Here is a 15,992-nt window from a genome sequence, read left to right on the forward strand (position 1 = left end):
GGAATGGATCCGGCAGGGTGGGGGTTATACGGGGCGACAAACCTCAGCGGGACAGGCTCAACTCAGGTTGACGCGGCAGACCACCAGCGGGCAGGGTGGAGCCATCGATCCGAGCCTTGAGCCGGGTCCGCTTAGAGAGAACCCGTACACGTCAGTAGAAGGAGAACATCATGGGACGTGCAGTAGGCATCGACCTCGGCACCACCAACTCGGCCGTCGCGGTCCTCGAGGGCGGCGACGCCACGGTCATCGCCAACGCCGAGGGCGCGCGCACGACCCCGTCGGTCGTCGCGTTCGCCAAGAACGGCGAGGTCCTCGTCGGCCAGCCGGCGAAGAACCAGGCGGTCACCAACGTCGACCGCACCATCCGCTCGGTCAAGCGCCACATCGGCACGGACTGGAAGTCGGACTCGATCGACGACAAGACCTACACGCCGCAGGAGATCAGCGCCCGCACGCTGCAGAAGCTCAAGCGCGACGCCGAGTCCTACCTCGGTGAGGACGTCACCGACGCCGTCATCACCGTTCCGGCCTACTTCAACGACGCCCAGCGTCAGGCCACCAAGGACGCCGGTCAGATCGCGGGCCTCAACGTCCTGCGCATCGTCAACGAGCCCACCGCGGCCGCCTTGGCCTACGGCCTCGACAAGGGCGACAAGGAGCAGACCATCCTGGTCTTCGACCTCGGTGGCGGCACCTTCGACGTCTCCCTCCTCGACATCGGCGACGGCGTCGTGGAGGTCCGCGCGACCTCCGGTGACAACCACCTCGGTGGCGACGACTGGGACCAGCGGATCGTCAACTGGCTCGTCGACAAGTTCAAGGCCCAGAACGGCATCGACCTGACCAAGGACAAGATGGCCCTGCAGCGCCTGCGCGAGGCGGCGGAGAAGGCCAAGATCGAGCTGTCCAGCGGGCAGTCCACCTCGATCAACCTCCCGTACATCACGGTCGACGCGGACAAGAACCCGCTCTTCCTGGACGAGACGCTCTCGCGTGCCGAGTTCCAGAAGATCACGCAGGACCTGCTCGATCGCTGCCGCAACCCGTTCCAGGCCGTGATCAAGGACGCCGGCATCTCGGTCGGCTCCATCGACCACGTCGTGCTGGTCGGCGGTTCGACCCGTATGCCCGCCGTGACCGACCTGGTCAAGGAGCTCACCGGCGGCAAGGAGCCCAACAAGGGCGTCAACCCGGACGAGGTCGTGGCTGTGGGTGCCGCGCTGCAGGCCGGCGTGCTCCGCGGTGAGGTCAAGGACGTCCTGCTGCTCGACGTGACCCCGCTGTCGCTGGGCATCGAGACCAAGGGTGGCGTGATGACCAAGCTCATCGAGCGCAACACCACGATCCCGACCAAGCGCTCGGAGACCTTCACGACCGCCGACGACAACCAGCCGTCCGTGCAGATCCAGGTCTTCCAGGGTGAGCGCGAGATGGCGGCGCAGAACAAGCTGCTCGGGTCGTTCGAGCTCGCCGGTATCGCCCCCGCGCCGCGTGGCGTGCCGCAGATCGAGGTCACCTTCGACATCGACGCCAACGGCATCGTCCACGTCACCGCCAAGGACAAGGGCACCGGCAAGGAGAACACGATCATCATCCAGGACGGCTCCGGCCTGTCCAAGGAGGAGATCGACCAGATGATCAAGGACGCCGAGGAGCACGCCGCCGAGGACCACAAGCGTCGCGAGGAGGCGGACGCCCGCAACCAGGCCGAGTCCACGATCTACCAGACGGAGAAGTTCGTCTCGGAGAACGAGGACAAGATCCCGGCCGACAAGAAGGAGTCGCTCCAGGCCGCGATCGCCGAGGCCAAGACCGCCCTCGAGGGCTCGGACGTCGACGCCATCAAGTCCGCGGTCGAGAAGGTCAACACCGAGGCGCAGGCCGTCGGCCAGGCCATCTACGAGGCCTCCGCGGCCGAGGGTGCCGAGGCCGGCGACGCGTCGGGTGCGGGCGCGGCCGACGACGACGTGGTCGACGCCGAGGTGGTCGACGAGGACGAGACGAAGGGTGAGTCCAAGTGACCCGCCCCGAGCAGACCGACGCCTCCGAGAAGGCGGCGTGGGCCGGCGCCGACGACGAGGCCGAGCAGGCCGCCGAGGCGGTCGAGGCCGAGATCGTCGACGACGCCCCGCCGTCGACCGACAGCGACGCCGACGGCACCGCAGCCGATGCCGCTGACGCGGGGGGCACCCCGACCGGGGACGTTCCCGCGGACGATCCGGCCGCCGCGCTGCAGGCGCAGCTCGACGAGCGGACCGCGGACCTGCAGCGGGTGTCGGCGGAGTTCGCCAACTACCGCCGCCGCGTCGAACGTGACCGCCAGTCGATCATCGACACCGCCAAGGGCTCGGTCCTCACCGAGCTGCTGGGGATCGTCGACGACCTCGACCGGGCCGAGGCGCACGGCGACCTCGCCGAGGGGCCGCTCAAGGTCTTCGCCGACAAGGTCCGCGCGCTGCTCACCGCCCAGGGCGTCGAGGCCTTCGGCGAGGAGGGTGACGCGTTCGACCCGGCCCTCCACGAGGCCGTGCAGGACGAGTCCGAGGGATCCGATCCCGTGCTGGGCACGATCCTGCGCAAGGGCTACCGCCACGGTGAGCGGACCCTGCGGACGGCGATGGTGATCGTCCGCTGAGCCACCCGGCTCACCACCCCGGACGTGCCGGGGAACTGAGAGAATTCGTAGACCCGAACACTGCAATAAGAAGACGAACTGCAACAAGAAGAAGGGAGGCGTCTGGTGAGTCAGCGCGAATGGGTCGAGAAGGACTACTACGCCGAACTGGGCGTCTCCAAGTCCGCCACCCAGGACGAGATCCGCAAGGCCTACCGCAAGCTCGCGCGGGAGAACCACCCGGACTCCAACCCGGGCAACGCGGCCGCGGAGGACAAGTTCAAGCGGATCAGCGAGGCCAACGACGTCATCGGCGATCCCGCCCGGCGCAAGGAGTACGACGCCTTCCGCGACCAGGTCACCTCCGGCGGGTTCAGCGGCTTCGCCCCGGGTGGCGGGGGCCGGTACACCGCCTCCGGCGGTGACTTCGACATCAACGACCTCTTCGGTGGCGGCGGGCCCGCCGGCGGTGCCGGGGGATTCTCCGACCTGTTCGGCGGCCTGTTCAACCAGGCCCGCCCGGGTGGCGGCGGGGCCGGCCGCGGCCGGGCACAGCGCCCGCGGGGCGGCCAGGACGTCGAGACCGCCCTGACCCTGTCCTTCCGTGAGGCCGCCCTCGGCGAGACGGTCCAGATCAAACTCTCCTCCGCCTCGCCGTGTCTGATCTGCCACGGCAGTGGCGCGAAGCCGGGGACCAGCCCCAAGGTGTGCGGCACCTGCCACGGTGCCGGCGTCACCCAGCGCACCCAGGGGGCCTTCGGCTTCGCCGAGCCCTGCACCGACTGCGGCGGCACCGGGTCCAAGATCGACGACCCGTGCACCGAGTGCGCGGGGAGCGGCGTCACGGACCGCACCCGCACCATCAACGTCAAGGTCCCGGCCGGCGTCTCCGACGGCCAGCGCATCCGGCTCTCCGGGCAGGGTGAGGCGGGCTTCCGCGGGGCACCGTCGGGCGACCTGTACGTGACGGTCACCGTCCAGAAGGACCAGGTGTTCGACCGCGACGGGGCCGACCTGCTCGTCGACCTGCCGGTGTCCTACCCGGAGTTGGTCCGCGGCGCCCAGGTGTCGGTACCCACGCTCACCGGGCGGGTGACCGTCAAGATCCCCGCTGGCTCCCGCGACGGACAGATCCTTCGGGTGCGCGGCCGGGGTATCGCACGCAAGTCCGGAACCGGTGACCTCAAGGTCACTCTCCGGGTGGCCACGCCCCCCGCCGGGATGGCCGAAGCCGAGCTCGCCGCCTATGACGACGCGTTGCGCGCCGCCGGCTTCGATCCGCGGTCGGGCTGGGCCGGGTCGGCATGAGCCCCCGGCGTGACGTCGGGGAGCTGGGGCCCGACGACAGCGTCCTGGTGATCTCAGTGGCCGCCGAACTGTCCGGGCTGCACGCCCAAACCCTGCGAACCTACGACCGCCTCGGGATCGTCACCCCCGAGCGCACCAGCGGCGGTGGGCGACGCTACTCGCTGCGGGACGTGGCACTGCTCCGCGAGGTCCAGCGCCTCAGCCAGGAGGAGGGCGTCAACCTCGCCGGCATCAAGCGGATCATCGAGCTGACCAATCAGGTCGACGCCCTGCGCAGCCGCGTGTCCGAACTGGTCGAGGAGGTCGCCGAACTCCGTCGCCGTTCCGGGTCCTCCGCCCGGGCGGGCGGTGAACTCGTCCACGTGCCCCGCTCGACGTCGGTGGTCGTGTGGCGGCCCCGTCACCAGCGGGAGACGGGCCGCCGCGACGGCTGATGACCGGATCCGCCCGACTTTCATAGCGAAGCCTCACCTAATATAGTTCGGCGCGTGACCGTCGCACGCACGCATCAGGGGCAGGCTCCGCCCGGTCTGTTCGGCGAGTCCGCCGGGCGCGGCACCGCGGTCGCCGTCGTGACCGGCGAGGCGGAGTACACCTACTCCGCGCTCGCCCGGATGAGCGCCGAGCGCGCCGCCGAATACCCGCCCGTGACGACCGGTCGTCGCCTGATCGGCCTGGTGGCAACGAACACCATCGAGTTCCTCGTGGACTATCTCGCCGCCCACTCCGCCGGCCACGTCGTGCTCCTCCTGCCGCCGGACGGCGCGGCCACCGACAACCTCCTCGCGGCGTGGCACCCCGACGTTGTCGCGGGGGACGGCCGACCCCTCCCGGCCGGGGTGCTCACGTCGCCGCCGCGGCACGACCTGCATCCCGACCTCGCACTGCTCCTGAGCACCTCCGGGTCCACGGGCGCACCCAAGCTCGTCCGGCAGTCCCGGCGGGCGGTGCTGGCCAACGCGCGGTCGATCGTGGACTACCTGGGCATCGTGCCGGGGGACCGGGCGATCACCACCCTGCCGCCGCACTACTGCTACGGCCTGTCCGTCCTGCACAGTCACCTGCTGGCCGGCGCGTCCGTGGTGCTCAACTCCGACTCCGTCTCCGCACCGGCGTTCTGGGACCGGGCGGAGGCCGGGCAGGTGACGACGTTCGCCGCCGTCCCGCACACGGTCGAACTCCTCGAGCGCGTCGGTCTCGACCGGCTGGACCGCCTCACCCGCCTGCGCTACCTCACCCAGGCGGGCGGGCGCCTCGCGCCGGAGGCGGTGCGTCGCCTGGCCGCGCACCTGGAAGCACGCGGGGCAGAACTGGTCGTGATGTACGGCCAGACCGAGGCGACCGCGCGTATGGCGTACCTCCCCCCTCACCTCGCGCGGACCCGTGCGGGGGCCATCGGGATCGCGATCCCCGGCGGCTCCTTCCGCGTCGACCGTCCGCGGGGAACCGATCCGCACGCCCCCGGTGAGCTGGTGTACCGCGGCCCGAACGTGATGATGGGGTACGCCCGCACCTCGGCCGACCTCGCCCGCGGGCCCGAGCTCGACGAGCTGCGGACCGGGGACCTCGCCCGCATCGCCGACGACGGCCTCGTGGAGATCGTCGGGCGGATGGGGCGCGAGACCAAGATCTTCGGGCACCGGATCGACCTGGGTCGGGTGGAATCGACCCTGGCGGACGGCGGGTTCGACGCCTGGTGCGTCGGGGAGCCCGACCGGTTGGTCGTGGTCACCCGCGAGCGCTCGCAGGCCCTCGCCACCGCCGCCGCGACGGCCTCGGGACTGCCCACCTCGGCGGTCGAGCAGGTCGTCGTCGTCGACCCTCCCCGCACTCCCGCCGGCAAGGTCGACCAGGCCGCACTCCGTGCACTCGTCGCCGACCGCGCGCGGACGGGCGCCGGGGCGGACGCCGACCCGCCCAGCACACTCGTGGCCCATGCGCTCGGCCTGGACTCCTGCCCGCCCGACGCCACGTTCGTCGACCTCGGCGGGGACTCCCTGACCTACGTGGTGCTCTCGACCCGGCTCGAGGAGCGGGTGCCCGGCCTACCCCGCGACTGGCACCTGCGCCCACTGGGGGAGCTCGACACCCGCGCGGCCGGACCGCGTCCCCCGGCGGCCTCCCGATGGACCCCCTGGCGGGCGTGGGCCCGCGTCGACACCTCGGTGGTGCTGCGCGCCCTGTTCATCCTCACGATCGTGGGCGGGCACACCCGGGCGTTCGCTGTCTACGGCGGCGCCCACGTCCTGGTGGCCCTGACCGGGTACTCCCTGGCCCGCTTCCGGCTGCACTCCACCAGCGCCCGCGAGCGGGCCCGGGGCGTGCTCACGACGGTCGGGAGGATCGCGGTCCCCGCTGTGGTGTGGCTGCTGCTCGTCACCCCGCTGACCAGCCGCTACCACTGGTACTCGCCGCTGCTGGCCACCCACTTCCTCGGTCCCCGCTCCTGGTCGGACGACCGGTGGTGGAATCCGTGGCAGATGTGGTTCGTCGAGGCGACGGTCTACCTGTTGCTCGGCGTGGCCGCGCTCATGGCGGTCCCCGCGGTCAGCAGGCTCGACCGGCGGTGGCCGTTCGCGCTGCCGGCCACGCTGGTCGGGCTCGGATTGCTCGTGCGGTACGCCGTCATCGACCTCGGCGGCGGGCCCCTCGTGTGGTACTCGGCGCCGGCGGTGCTGTGGCTGTTCGCGCTCGGCTGGGCCGTGGCGCGGGCCGAACCCGGGGGGTCCGGACCGGGCGGGCCGGGCGGACCGGGCGGGCAACGCGCAGCGCTCGCCGCGATGTGGGCGCGGCTCGCCTGCTCCGCGGTCGCGCTCATGTGCGTGCCGGGCTGGTTCGGCGACCCCGGGCGGGAGGTGGTGATCGTGGCCGGGATCCTCGCCCTGATCTGGATCCCCTCGGTCCGGCTGCCCCGGCCGGTGGTCCGGGTGGTGACCCCCCTCGCGGCGGCCTCGCTCTTCATCTACCTCACCCACTTCCTCGTGTACCCGCCGATCCGGGACGCGGGCCACCCGTGGCTCTCGTGGGTCGCCTCGCTCGCGGTGGGGGTGTGCGTGTGGTGGCTGTGGGAGCGCGGTGCCGGGATCGCGCGGCGGGTCACCGCCCGGGGCGGGGACGCCGGAGCCTGAGGCGACGCGCGGGGCGAGCTGCTGTGGAGCCCAAACCGACGGGCGCAATCAACGATCCCCATTACGGTGAGCTAAGGAGGGCACCAGTGCCCGCGGGCGCCGGGACCACCCCCGGGCCGGCACCACGAGCAATGGGGAGCACGTATGCGGCGAGGCGTCACCGGATGGTTCGAGCCGATGTCGGCGCGCGATGCGGCCTATATCTACGACGAGGGCCCGGGCCACCCCGAGATGATCATTGCGTGCTACCTCTTCGATGCCTCGGGGGAAGCGCCCGTCGCCGCCTCGTCGGCGCAATCGCTCAGGCGATGGGTCGGCGAGCGTCTCGGCGCAGCGGACTTCCTCACCAGACGAATCCGGCACGTCCCCCTTGAGATCGGCCTGCCCGTGTGGGTTCCCGCGCCCGACCTCGACCTGGACAGGCACGTTCACCTGCATGCGATCGACGGCGGGGAGCCCGAGTTGCGCGCGATGCTCTCCGAATTCGCGGCCACCCGGGTCGACCTGGGCGGTCCGCCCTGGCAGATCCATGCCCTGGTGGGGCTGAGGGACGTCGACGGTCTGGACGAGGCTGTCGCGGTCGTGGTGAAGGTTCACCACTGCGCCGCGGACGGTATGGCGGTACGCACGCTGGAAGCAGCGTTGTTCTCCGAGTCCTCGCTGCCCGATCCGCCAGCGAGGATTCGCCCAGCACATCCGTTGGAGACGACCGTTCGGGGGGTCGTCGGCGCCCCGTGGCGCCTGGCCCGCTTCATCCACAGAGTTCGATCCACCCGGGCGGACGCCGAAGATGTCGCCCGCCGGACCCGGGAGGGGCTGCTGCCGGCCGGGGAGGCGGCCCGGCCCACCACCCGGTTCAACGCGCCCTCCTCGGGGTCTCTGCACCTCGAACTTCGCACCTTCGATCACGCGGACATCCGGGCCGCACGCCGCGCGGTACCGGGGGCCACCGTGAACGACGTTCTGCTGGCGGCGGTCTCGGGAGCACTGCGCCGGCAGCTCGCGGAGCTGGACGAGTCGCCGGAGGGTTCGCTCGCCGCGATGGTGCCGATCTCACTGCGTCTCCCGGATGGCCGCACAGGAGCGAGTCGGGCGGACCGGACCGGCGGGGGCGCGGCCAACCAGCTGCTGCTCGGCACGATCGACCTGCACACCGATCTACCGGATCCGGTGGAGCGACTGGCCGCGATATCGATGTCCGCGGCCGACGAGAAAGCTCGCTGGATCGATGATCGGGTCCGCCGGGCCTTCACGAGGATCGACGCATCGCCATCGTGGCTTCTGGCGCTTCGGGGCGTAGTGCGCCGTCGCACGCGAACGGGCGGAATCGCTCCCCACACCAGGCTCCGCAACACGATGATCAGCAATCTTCCGGCCCCGGCGGGGGATCCGACCTTCGACGGGGCCCCGATGCGCGCGAGCTTCGGTGTGCTGCCGGTGGTGGACGGTGATCTACTACGCCACCTATTCGCTACGCTCGGCGACCGGTTGATCCTGTCGGTCACGGTGGACCCGGAGGTCATGGCGGATCCTGCACACTATGCCGATCTGATCGCGGACGAGCTTTTCGTGCTCGCCACCGCGTCCGGGCCGGTGTAGCGGGGGTGGAGATACGTCAACATCCATTGTGTTTAACGGCACATTTGTTTATGCTCACTCTCGACCGTGCACACGGGAGGGCCAAGAAGCTCGTCGGACCTCCAACAAACCCCCAAGGAGTGGTTATGAATTCTCTCGACATCGGAGCCCTGCTTCCGCTGGTCACCACGCTCGCAGGCTTCGATCAGCTGTCCCTCAACATCTTCGGCTCGATCTCCGGCTCGCTGGGGCTGCCGGTCGAAGAGGCCGCTGCCTGATCTGAGGCGCGCAATCAGAAGCGTAGCCACACCTAACACTCACGCACACTCAAGGAGATCAACATGGACGGTGTAATCGGTTCGATCGGTAGCTTCCTGGGCCTGTTCCAGGGCAGCGTCGAGAACTTCGGTGGTTCTATCAGCGGTTCCGTTGGTACCGGGGCCGGAAGCCTGGCCGACAACCTCGAGCCACTGCTCGAGGCCCTCACTTCGGCCAGCGATCGGGCACCCGACGCCGGGAAGTAAGCCTTCCGACGCAGAAGCCCGAAAGCCCCCACACCTCAGGGAGTGGGGGCTTTCGCATGTTCGACACCGGGGCGTTCCTCACCGCCGAGTGCCTGTCCGATGGGGCGGGTAGCGTCGGGGCAAGCCCGACCCGGCTGAGACCGACAGCCCGCCGCCGACGAGGAGGACCACCCGTGCGCATCGCCGCCGCCCAGATCCTGACCGGACGCGACCCGCAGGACAACCTGCGACTGGTCCGCGAGTCGGTGGCCGAGGCCGCAGCACAGGGTGCGCGGGTCGTGGTGTTTCCCGAGGCCACCATGCGGGCGTTCGGCGCGGGCCGGCTGGACGAGATCGCCGAACCCCTCGACGGCCCGTGGGCGACCGCGGTGGCCGAGAGCGCCCGGGAGCACGGTGTCCTCGTCGTCGTCGGCATGTTCACGCCCGGGCAGGGCGGCCGCGTGCGCAACACCCTCCTGGTCACCGGGCCGGCCGGGGACGCCGACGGCGGCTCCGCCGGTGCAGGACAGGCCGGAAAAGGGCAGGGCGGGGACCTCCACCTGGGCTACGACAAGATCCACCTGTTCGACGCGTTCGGGTTCGCCGAGTCCGACACCGTCGAGCCGGGCGACGCCACGCACGTGGTGACGGTCGACGGCGTGGGGGTGGGTCTGAGCGTCTGCTACGACATCCGCTTCCCGGGCCAGTACACGGCGCTCGCCACCGCCGGCGCCCGGATCACCCTGTGCAGCGCCTCGTGGGGGGCGGGCGAGGGGAAGGTCGACCAGTGGCGGCTGCTCGCCCGCGCCCGCGCGCTCGACTCGACCACGTTCCTGTTCGCCGTCGGGCAGGCCGATCCCGAGGCCGAGGGCGTGGAGGTCAAGCCCGGCGCCCCCACCGGCGTCGGTCACTCGCTGCTCGTCGGACCGGACGGGACCGTGCGCGCCGAGGCCGGCGCCGGATCGGAGCTACTGGTGGTGGATGTCGACGACGACGAGGTCACCGGTATCCGGAAGGTGATCCCGGTGCTCGCCAACGGACGGGTCACGGAGCCCTCCGGCGGGCAGGTTCCGCGGTGACCGGGCCGGACGGCCCGGACCGGGGCGGCCGACCCGCTGATCCGGATCACCCGGGCGACGACGCCGTCACCGAGCCGAATCTGGCGGTCGAGCCGGGTGCCGACCCGCCGACGCAGCAACTGCCGCCCGCCGATCCGCCGACCGAGCACCTCCCGCCGGTCGGCGCGGGGGAGGGCAGCACGGCGTGGTCGCAGTACCCGGCGGACGGCGGAGCCGCGGCCGCGGGTGGGGCTGCCGGCGCGGCCGGTGGTGCGGGGGCGTTCGGCGCGGCCGCCGGTTCCGGGGCGTCCGGGGTTGGTCCCGGTACGTCCGACTATCCGACCGCCGCGGGCGTCCCCGACCCCGGCCACCCCGCCGGGGACGTCCCGCCCCCGGGGGATGTCCCGCCCCCGGACGACGGTGGTGCCTGGGACGACGGTGGCGGTGACGGCGGGTCCACGCCGTGGATGATCGCCGCCATCCTGCTCGCGGTCGCATTGGTGGCGGCGCTGGTGGTGTGGCTGGTCTCCGCGACCGGCGGCGACGAGGACCCGGTCGCCACCCCCACCACGACGACGCAGACCACCACCTCGCAGACCACCCGGACCACGCCGCCGACGACGCAGCCCACGACGACCGGCCCGCCGAGTCCGGCCGAACGCTGTAGCCCGGGTTTCGTGGCCGACGAGCTGGGCAGCGGCACCACCGTGCGGGAATGCGACGAGCGGTTCCTGCTGGTCACCCGCGACGACGGGGAGATCGAGCTGCTCTCGTGGCGCGACGACGACTGGGAGTTCCTGGCCGAGCCCACCTCGGACGTGTGCCGCGAGCAACTCGAGCAGCTGGGCGTCCCCGACCGGTTCCGCCGCGTGTTCCAGCCGTGCGAGGCGCCCACCAGCACCACCACCTCGCAGACCAGTCCCACCACCACGACGGGGGCGACCACCTCCACTCCGCAGACCAGCACCGAGACCCCCGTCCCGCCGGCGGGTGAGCCCCAGGCCGGCGACGACGACGGCGGCGTCGGCGACGGCGGCGACGGCGACGACGACGAGGGTGGGGGCGGCGCGGACGGCGGTACCGCAGCCGGCTACGGCGGTGACACGACCGACGACCCCGACGAGGGCGCGCCCGGCGCCGGCGAGGACGCGGACACCGTCGCGGCGGCGCGCTGATCCGGCCGCCGCGGCGCGTTCCCGCATCGAGAAGACAGTTCCGCACACCCGCTCTCGGCCGTCGTGTGCGGAACTGTCTTCTCGATGGCGACGATGGCGACGATGGCGACGTTGGTGGCCGCGCCGGTCAGGCGACGATGGCGACGTGGGTGGCCGCGCCGCGCGGCGGGATTGTCAGGGGCGGTCGAAGCTGATGTTCTCCCGCGGGGTGCCCGCCGCGACGAGACCGCGGACCGTCGCGCGCAGCATCTCGGGTGAGCCCGAGACGATGACCTGCCGGTCGGCCCACGACCCCCACTGCGTGACCGCCCGGACCAGGGTCCCGGTCTGCCGACGGTGCAGGGTGCGGGGCAGGTCCTGCCGGGGGCCGGCCCACCAGGGATCCTCGTCCTCCTCGGCGACGGGCTGGATCGTCAACCACGGGGCGGTGGCGGCGAGGTCGACCAACGTCGGCAGATCGTAGAGGTCGCCGGGGAAGCGGGCCCCGTAGAACAGGTGGACGCGCGGGTTGTCGGCGTGGCGCATCATGTCCAGCAGCAGGCACCGCAGGGGCGCGATCCCGGTGCCGCCGGCGATCATGAGCACGTCCCGGGTCGGCTCGGACCGGTCGACCTCGAGCATCCCCAGCGGGCGGGCGAGCACCCAGCGGTCACCGACGCCGACGCTGCGGACCAGTGAGCTGCTGAGCACGCCGCCGGGCACGTCGCGGACGTGGAACTCGATCTGCCCGGCCGGGTTCGACGGGATCGACGGGCTGAGCCGCCGCCACACGCCGGGCGAGTAGGGCGTGAGCACACTGAGGTACTGCCCCGGGTGGTAGTCGACCATCACGTCGCTGATGAGCCGTACCACCACCACATCGCGGGTGGGTCGCAGGATCTCCACCACGGTCGCGCCTACGCGTGCGGGGCCCTCGTCGACGGCCGCGCCCTGTTGCAGGGCGGTCGAGAGCACCCGGTAGGCGGTGCCCAGGGTGGTCTCCAGCCGGTCGTCCCAGGCGCGGCCGGCGAGGTGCCGCAGGGTGTGGGCCAGCGCTTCCCCGAAGCGCCGGTGATGCCCGGGCGTCAGTTCGAGTTTGCGGTGATCGGCGCCCAGGTGGCGGGCGAACTCGACGACCTCATCGACCTTGGCGCGGTCGCCGCGCGCGTACTCGGTGGTCTCGAACGCCCACCGCATCGCCCGCGCGAAGTCCCGGAGTACCGGCGTGGCGTCGCGGGGGAACAGTTCACGGAAGTCGGGGTCGGCCGCGCGCAGCGCCCGGGCGAACAGCTCCGGGAACCGCTCGTCGACCAAGAGGTCCCTCAGGACCAGCAGCGGCGGGGTCTGCGCCTCGACGGGCACAGGCTGCTCGAGCGGCTCAGCCAACGGGTCGACAGGCGTACCGAGGAACGGGTCGAGGTCGATGTCCTCCACGAGGCGCTCCACCTCGGAGGCGCGGAACGGTTCGTCACCATGGTCCGGTCCGGGGCCGTTGCTCACCGTTGCACGCCTCCCGTCTCGTCGTCGTCGCTGCCCCCACCCTATCCGCGCGCCCGGCACCCCCGCCGGGAGTGCGCGCGACCCCGGCCCGCCTTCGACCCCGGCCCGCCTTCGCGCTGGGCGCCCTCCCCGCCCGACGCTGCTCACCGACCGGGGCTGCTCACCGACCGGCCCGGCTCACCGACCGAGGGTGATGTCGACACCCGCGCGCAGTTCGCCCTCGGTGTAGGTCAGCTGGCCGCGGCCGGGCAGCTCGACCATGTAGAACGAGCCGCCGGCGGGGACGTCGGGGAACTCGAAGGTGAAGGTGCACGAGGACAGGTCGCCGCCGGAGTAGACGAGCATGGCGGTGCCGATCTGCGCGGCGCCGCTGTCGATGAGCGTGATGGTGGTGCCCTCGCCGATGTCGGACAGGGTGATGGGCAGGTCGCAGCCGGTGCGGTCGCCGGAGACCGGTTCCGCGGGGGTCGAGACGACGGTGAACGTGCCGTCGACCGTGAACGATCCGGACCCCGGTGCCCGCTCGGCCGGGGGGAGGACCTGCGGGAAGGGGCCGCGCGACGGGTCGGTACCGCGGCCGGGGTCGGATCCGGGGCCGAGGAAGACCACGCCCAGGACCACGACGACGAGGGCCGCCACCCCGATGATCGCCGCGGCCGCCGCGGTGCCGGGAGGGCGGCCCTCCGCGGGGGCCCAGGCGGGCGGTGGGCCGTCGCCGGGGCGGCCATCGGGGGCCGGGGCCGGGGGCGGGTACGCGGATCCCGGATCAGGGGCACCAGAGCTCGGATCCGGCCCGGGGACGGGGGAGGGCAGCGGCTGCGGCGGGTCGCCGTACCGGTAGGTGCCGTCGGGCAGCGGGGGGTAGTGCATCGGCATGTCCCGACCTCCCACGCCGGCCCGGGGGCACGTCGCCGGATGACGCGCCGCTGGACTGTCGAGCCTAGTCATCCCCCCGCGCCCCGGGTGCGTCGCTTGGATCGAGGGGCGTGGTTCGGGGAAGCTGTAACGATGACTGCCGATTCGTCGAGGCCCGCTCACGACCCCCACGGCCCGGCCGGGTCCGTCCACGACCCGGTCCGGTCCGTCCACGACCCGGTCGACGACGCCGATCTCGACCCCGGCACGCCGGTGCCGGTCCGGCCCGGACCGCTGGGGATGGCAGGCAACGTCGTCCGCGGCGCGCTCATCGGGATGGCCGAGCTCGTGCCCGGCGTCTCCGGCGGAACGGTGGCACTGGTGACCGGCGTCTATCCGCGCCTGTTGGACTCCGGGGCGCACGTCGTGGACGGCCTGCGCTCGGCCGCCCTCGGGCCGGAGCGTCGGGCCCGCACCCGCGCGGCGTTCCGCCACGTCGACTGGTGGCTGCTGCTGCCGCTGGCGCTGGGCATGCTCGTCATGGTCTTCACCATGGCCGGTGTGCTCAAGGGCTTCGTCGAGGGCAGCCCCGAGATCGCCCGCGGGCTGTTCCTCGGCATGGTCGCCGCCAGCATCGCCGTGCCGCTGGGGATGGCGCGCGCCACCCCGGGCGGGCGCACCTGGGTGCTGGGCCTGATCTTCGTCCTCGGTGCCGCGTTCGCGTTCGTCCTGTCCGGCCTGCCGAGCGGCTCGATCAGCGACCCCTCCTACCTGTTGGTGTTCGTCGCGGCGGCGGTGGCGATCTGTGCCCTGGTCCTGCCCGGCGTCTCGGGGTCCTACCTGTTGCTGGCGATGGGGCTCTACGCCCCGACCCTCGGCGCCGTCGACGACCGGAACTTCGCCTACCTCGGCGTGTTCGCCCTCGGCGCGCTCGTCGGGATCTCCCTGTTCGTCAAGGTCCTCGACCGCCTGCTCGAGGACTTCCGCAAGCCCACGCTCGTGGCGATGGCCGGACTCATGCTGGGATCGCTCCGAGCGCTGTGGCCGTGGCAGACCGAGGAGGCCGAGGTCCTGGCCCCCGGCGCCGACTGGCCGACGGTCCTGGCCGCCGTGGCCGCCGGCATCGTCGTGGTGCTGATCGTGCTGGCCGTCGAGCGGGTGTTCGCGGACAAGACCGCCACCACCGACCCCGACCCGCGGACCTCCGCACTCGAGGACCGCGGGTAGGCCGTAGCCGGTCGGGCGGCGGGCGGCACGGCCGTGATCTGCGCAGCCGTGGTCAGGGGCTGGTCAGCACCTCCGCCTCCAGCCGGCGGTAGCCGGCCTCCATCCCGTCGACCATGCCGGTGCCGAGGATCGTCTCGCGCAGGTCGGCGCTGTCGTAGGTGATGACGAGCGTCATGAGGGTCCCGTCCTCGACGGCCGTGAGGGTCTGCTCGTTGCGCGTCGGCGGTGCGTCGACGCCCTCCATCGTCTCGGTGAAGACCTCCCGGTGGGGTGGGTCGGTCTCCAGGAGCTGCCCGGTGAGGGCGAACGCCTCGCCCTCGACCCCGTCGTCGGGGGCCCACTCGAAGCGGGTGGTCTCGCCGGGCGCCGGGGCGACCCGGCAGTCGACCAGCGCCCAGCCGTCGGGTCCGTGGAACCACCGGTTCAGCAGCTCCGGCTCGTGGTGGGCGTCCCAGACCTGCCGGGGCGTGCCGTGCAGGATCCGGGTGACGCGCACGGTCCGCTCGTCGAGGAGTTGCGACTGCGTGCCGGTGTCGGCGGCGAAGGTGGAGTCGTCGGTGACCACGGCCTCGATCTGGCCCATCGCCTCGCGGGTCCCTTCCTCCATGCCCATCTCGATGAGTTGCTCGAGCTCGGCCAGGCTGGTGAAGTAGGTGGTGGTCTCGAGGCGGGAGCCGGTGTCCGTCTCGCCGAACGTGAACACCGCTCGCATGGTGGGCAGGTCGGTGTTGGGCCGGCCGTCGTCGTGGCTGAAGCCGTCGAGCACCTCGAACGACCGGCACTCGTCCACCGACAGATACTCCCAGTACCCGCACGCGCGGCTGCCGTCCGGTCCGGTCATGTAGTAGTCCGAGCGGCCGCCGGGGAACACGTCGTGCCGGGTGAAGGTGGCCGGCCACGTGGGCGGTCCCCAGAACTTCTCGAGCTGGCGCGGGTCGACGTACGCGTCCCACAGTCGACGGACCGGCACCGGGAACTCCGCGGTGATGGTCAGGGTCAGCCGGTCGAGGTCTCTGTCCACTGATGTCACAGGCATGGCCTGCCTCTTTCCTCGTGTGTGTCCT

General features: G+C 72.0%; 14 protein-coding genes. 11 read left to right on the forward strand and 3 right to left on the reverse strand.

What is annotated here, in order from left to right; all coding sequences use genetic code 11:
- The first annotated feature begins 170 nt into the window (after positions 1-170).
- From dnaK to AC3DEV_RS00125, 10 genes are all read left to right on the forward strand, one after another.
- The gene (gene dnaK, locus AC3DEV_RS00080) at positions 171-2,024 is read left to right on the forward strand and encodes a molecular chaperone DnaK (RefSeq protein ID WP_396468761.1); all 1,854 of its coding nucleotides are present in this window, start codon (positions 171-173) and stop codon (positions 2,022-2,024) included.
- Positions 2,021-2,638 carry a nucleotide exchange factor GrpE gene (grpE, locus tag AC3DEV_RS00085; protein ID WP_488370899.1) on the forward strand — a complete coding sequence of 206 codons (618 nt, stop codon included), beginning with the start codon at positions 2,021-2,023 and terminating at the stop codon, positions 2,636-2,638. The genes dnaK and grpE overlap by 4 nt, the downstream gene beginning before the upstream one ends.
- Before the next feature lie 105 nt (positions 2,639-2,743).
- Positions 2,744-3,925, forward strand: a complete 1,182-nt coding sequence (dnaJ, locus tag AC3DEV_RS00090) for a molecular chaperone DnaJ (RefSeq protein WP_120286435.1) — start codon at positions 2,744-2,746, stop codon at positions 3,923-3,925.
- On the forward strand, positions 3,922-4,359 hold the full coding sequence (locus tag AC3DEV_RS00095) for a heat shock protein transcriptional repressor HspR (protein WP_132062420.1): 438 nt from the start codon (positions 3,922-3,924) through the stop codon (positions 4,357-4,359). The genes dnaJ and AC3DEV_RS00095 overlap by 4 nt, the downstream gene beginning before the upstream one ends.
- 54 nt (positions 4,360-4,413) lie before the next feature.
- Positions 4,414-7,053 (forward strand): AMP-binding protein, encoded by a 2,640-nt coding sequence (locus tag AC3DEV_RS00100; RefSeq protein WP_488370900.1) that lies wholly within the window; start codon positions 4,414-4,416, stop codon positions 7,051-7,053.
- A gap of 144 nt (positions 7,054-7,197) precedes the next feature.
- Positions 7,198-8,652 (forward strand): wax ester/triacylglycerol synthase domain-containing protein, encoded by a 1,455-nt coding sequence (locus tag AC3DEV_RS00105; protein ID WP_488370901.1) that lies wholly within the window; start codon positions 7,198-7,200, stop codon positions 8,650-8,652.
- A 125-nt stretch (positions 8,653-8,777) separates the two neighbouring features.
- Positions 8,778-8,909 carry a hypothetical protein gene (locus tag AC3DEV_RS00110; RefSeq protein WP_488370902.1) on the forward strand — a complete coding sequence of 44 codons (132 nt, stop codon included), beginning with the start codon at positions 8,778-8,780 and terminating at the stop codon, positions 8,907-8,909.
- A gap of 63 nt (positions 8,910-8,972) precedes the next feature.
- Positions 8,973-9,155 carry a hypothetical protein gene (locus AC3DEV_RS00115; RefSeq protein ID WP_488370903.1) on the forward strand — a complete coding sequence of 61 codons (183 nt, stop codon included), beginning with the start codon at positions 8,973-8,975 and terminating at the stop codon, positions 9,153-9,155.
- Between the two features lie 173 nt (positions 9,156-9,328).
- The gene (locus AC3DEV_RS00120) at positions 9,329-10,213 is read left to right on the forward strand and encodes a nitrilase-related carbon-nitrogen hydrolase (protein WP_488370904.1); all 885 of its coding nucleotides are present in this window, start codon (positions 9,329-9,331) and stop codon (positions 10,211-10,213) included.
- Positions 10,210-11,367, forward strand: a complete 1,158-nt coding sequence (locus AC3DEV_RS00125; protein ID WP_488370905.1) for a hypothetical protein — start codon at positions 10,210-10,212, stop codon at positions 11,365-11,367. Before AC3DEV_RS00120 ends, AC3DEV_RS00125 begins: the two co-directional genes overlap by 4 nt.
- 174 nt (positions 11,368-11,541) lie before the next feature.
- On the opposite strand, the gene AC3DEV_RS00130 is transcribed toward AC3DEV_RS00125, so the two are convergent.
- Positions 11,542-12,846 (reverse strand): FAD-binding oxidoreductase, encoded by a 1,305-nt coding sequence (locus tag AC3DEV_RS00130; RefSeq protein ID WP_488370906.1) that lies wholly within the window; start codon positions 12,844-12,846, stop codon positions 11,542-11,544.
- A 177-nt stretch (positions 12,847-13,023) separates the two neighbouring features.
- Positions 13,024-13,722, reverse strand: coding sequence for a hypothetical protein (locus tag AC3DEV_RS00135; RefSeq protein WP_488370907.1), 699 nt, complete (start codon positions 13,720-13,722; stop codon positions 13,024-13,026).
- A gap of 132 nt (positions 13,723-13,854) precedes the next feature.
- On the opposite strand from AC3DEV_RS00135, the gene AC3DEV_RS00140 reads away from it, so the two are divergent.
- Positions 13,855-14,928 carry a DUF368 domain-containing protein gene (locus AC3DEV_RS00140; RefSeq protein ID WP_488370908.1) on the forward strand — a complete coding sequence of 358 codons (1,074 nt, stop codon included), beginning with the start codon at positions 13,855-13,857 and terminating at the stop codon, positions 14,926-14,928.
- Between the two features lie 52 nt (positions 14,929-14,980).
- Here AC3DEV_RS00140 and AC3DEV_RS00145 read toward each other — a convergent pair whose 3' ends face one another.
- Positions 14,981-15,964 (reverse strand): SRPBCC family protein, encoded by a 984-nt coding sequence (locus AC3DEV_RS00145; protein WP_472984248.1) that lies wholly within the window; start codon positions 15,962-15,964, stop codon positions 14,981-14,983.
- Positions 15,965-15,992: the final 28 nt, after the last annotated feature.

This window comes from Dietzia sp. IBK-p2-15D, assembly GCF_057773105.1.

Excerpts from the sequence above, each read along its gene's own strand:
- dnaK (WP_396468761.1), top strand. The coding sequence starts at position 171 with ATGGGACGTGCAGTAGGCATCGACCTCGGCACCACCAACTCGGCCGTC.
- AC3DEV_RS00095 (WP_132062420.1), top strand. The coding sequence starts at position 3,922 with ATGAGCCCCCGGCGTGACGTCGGGGAGCTGGGGCCCGACGACAGCGTC.
- AC3DEV_RS00105 (WP_488370901.1), top strand. The coding sequence starts at position 7,198 with ATGCGGCGAGGCGTCACCGGATGGTTCGAGCCGATGTCGGCGCGCGAT.
- AC3DEV_RS00110 (WP_488370902.1), top strand. The coding sequence starts at position 8,778 with ATGAATTCTCTCGACATCGGAGCCCTGCTTCCGCTGGTCACCACGCTC.
- AC3DEV_RS00115 (WP_488370903.1), top strand. The coding sequence starts at position 8,973 with ATGGACGGTGTAATCGGTTCGATCGGTAGCTTCCTGGGCCTGTTCCAG.
- AC3DEV_RS00135 (WP_488370907.1), bottom strand. The coding sequence starts at position 13,722 with ATGCCGATGCACTACCCCCCGCTGCCCGACGGCACCTACCGGTACGGC.
- AC3DEV_RS00140 (WP_488370908.1), top strand. The coding sequence starts at position 13,855 with ATGACTGCCGATTCGTCGAGGCCCGCTCACGACCCCCACGGCCCGGCC.
- AC3DEV_RS00145 (WP_472984248.1), bottom strand. The coding sequence starts at position 15,964 with ATGCCTGTGACATCAGTGGACAGAGACCTCGACCGGCTGACCCTGACC.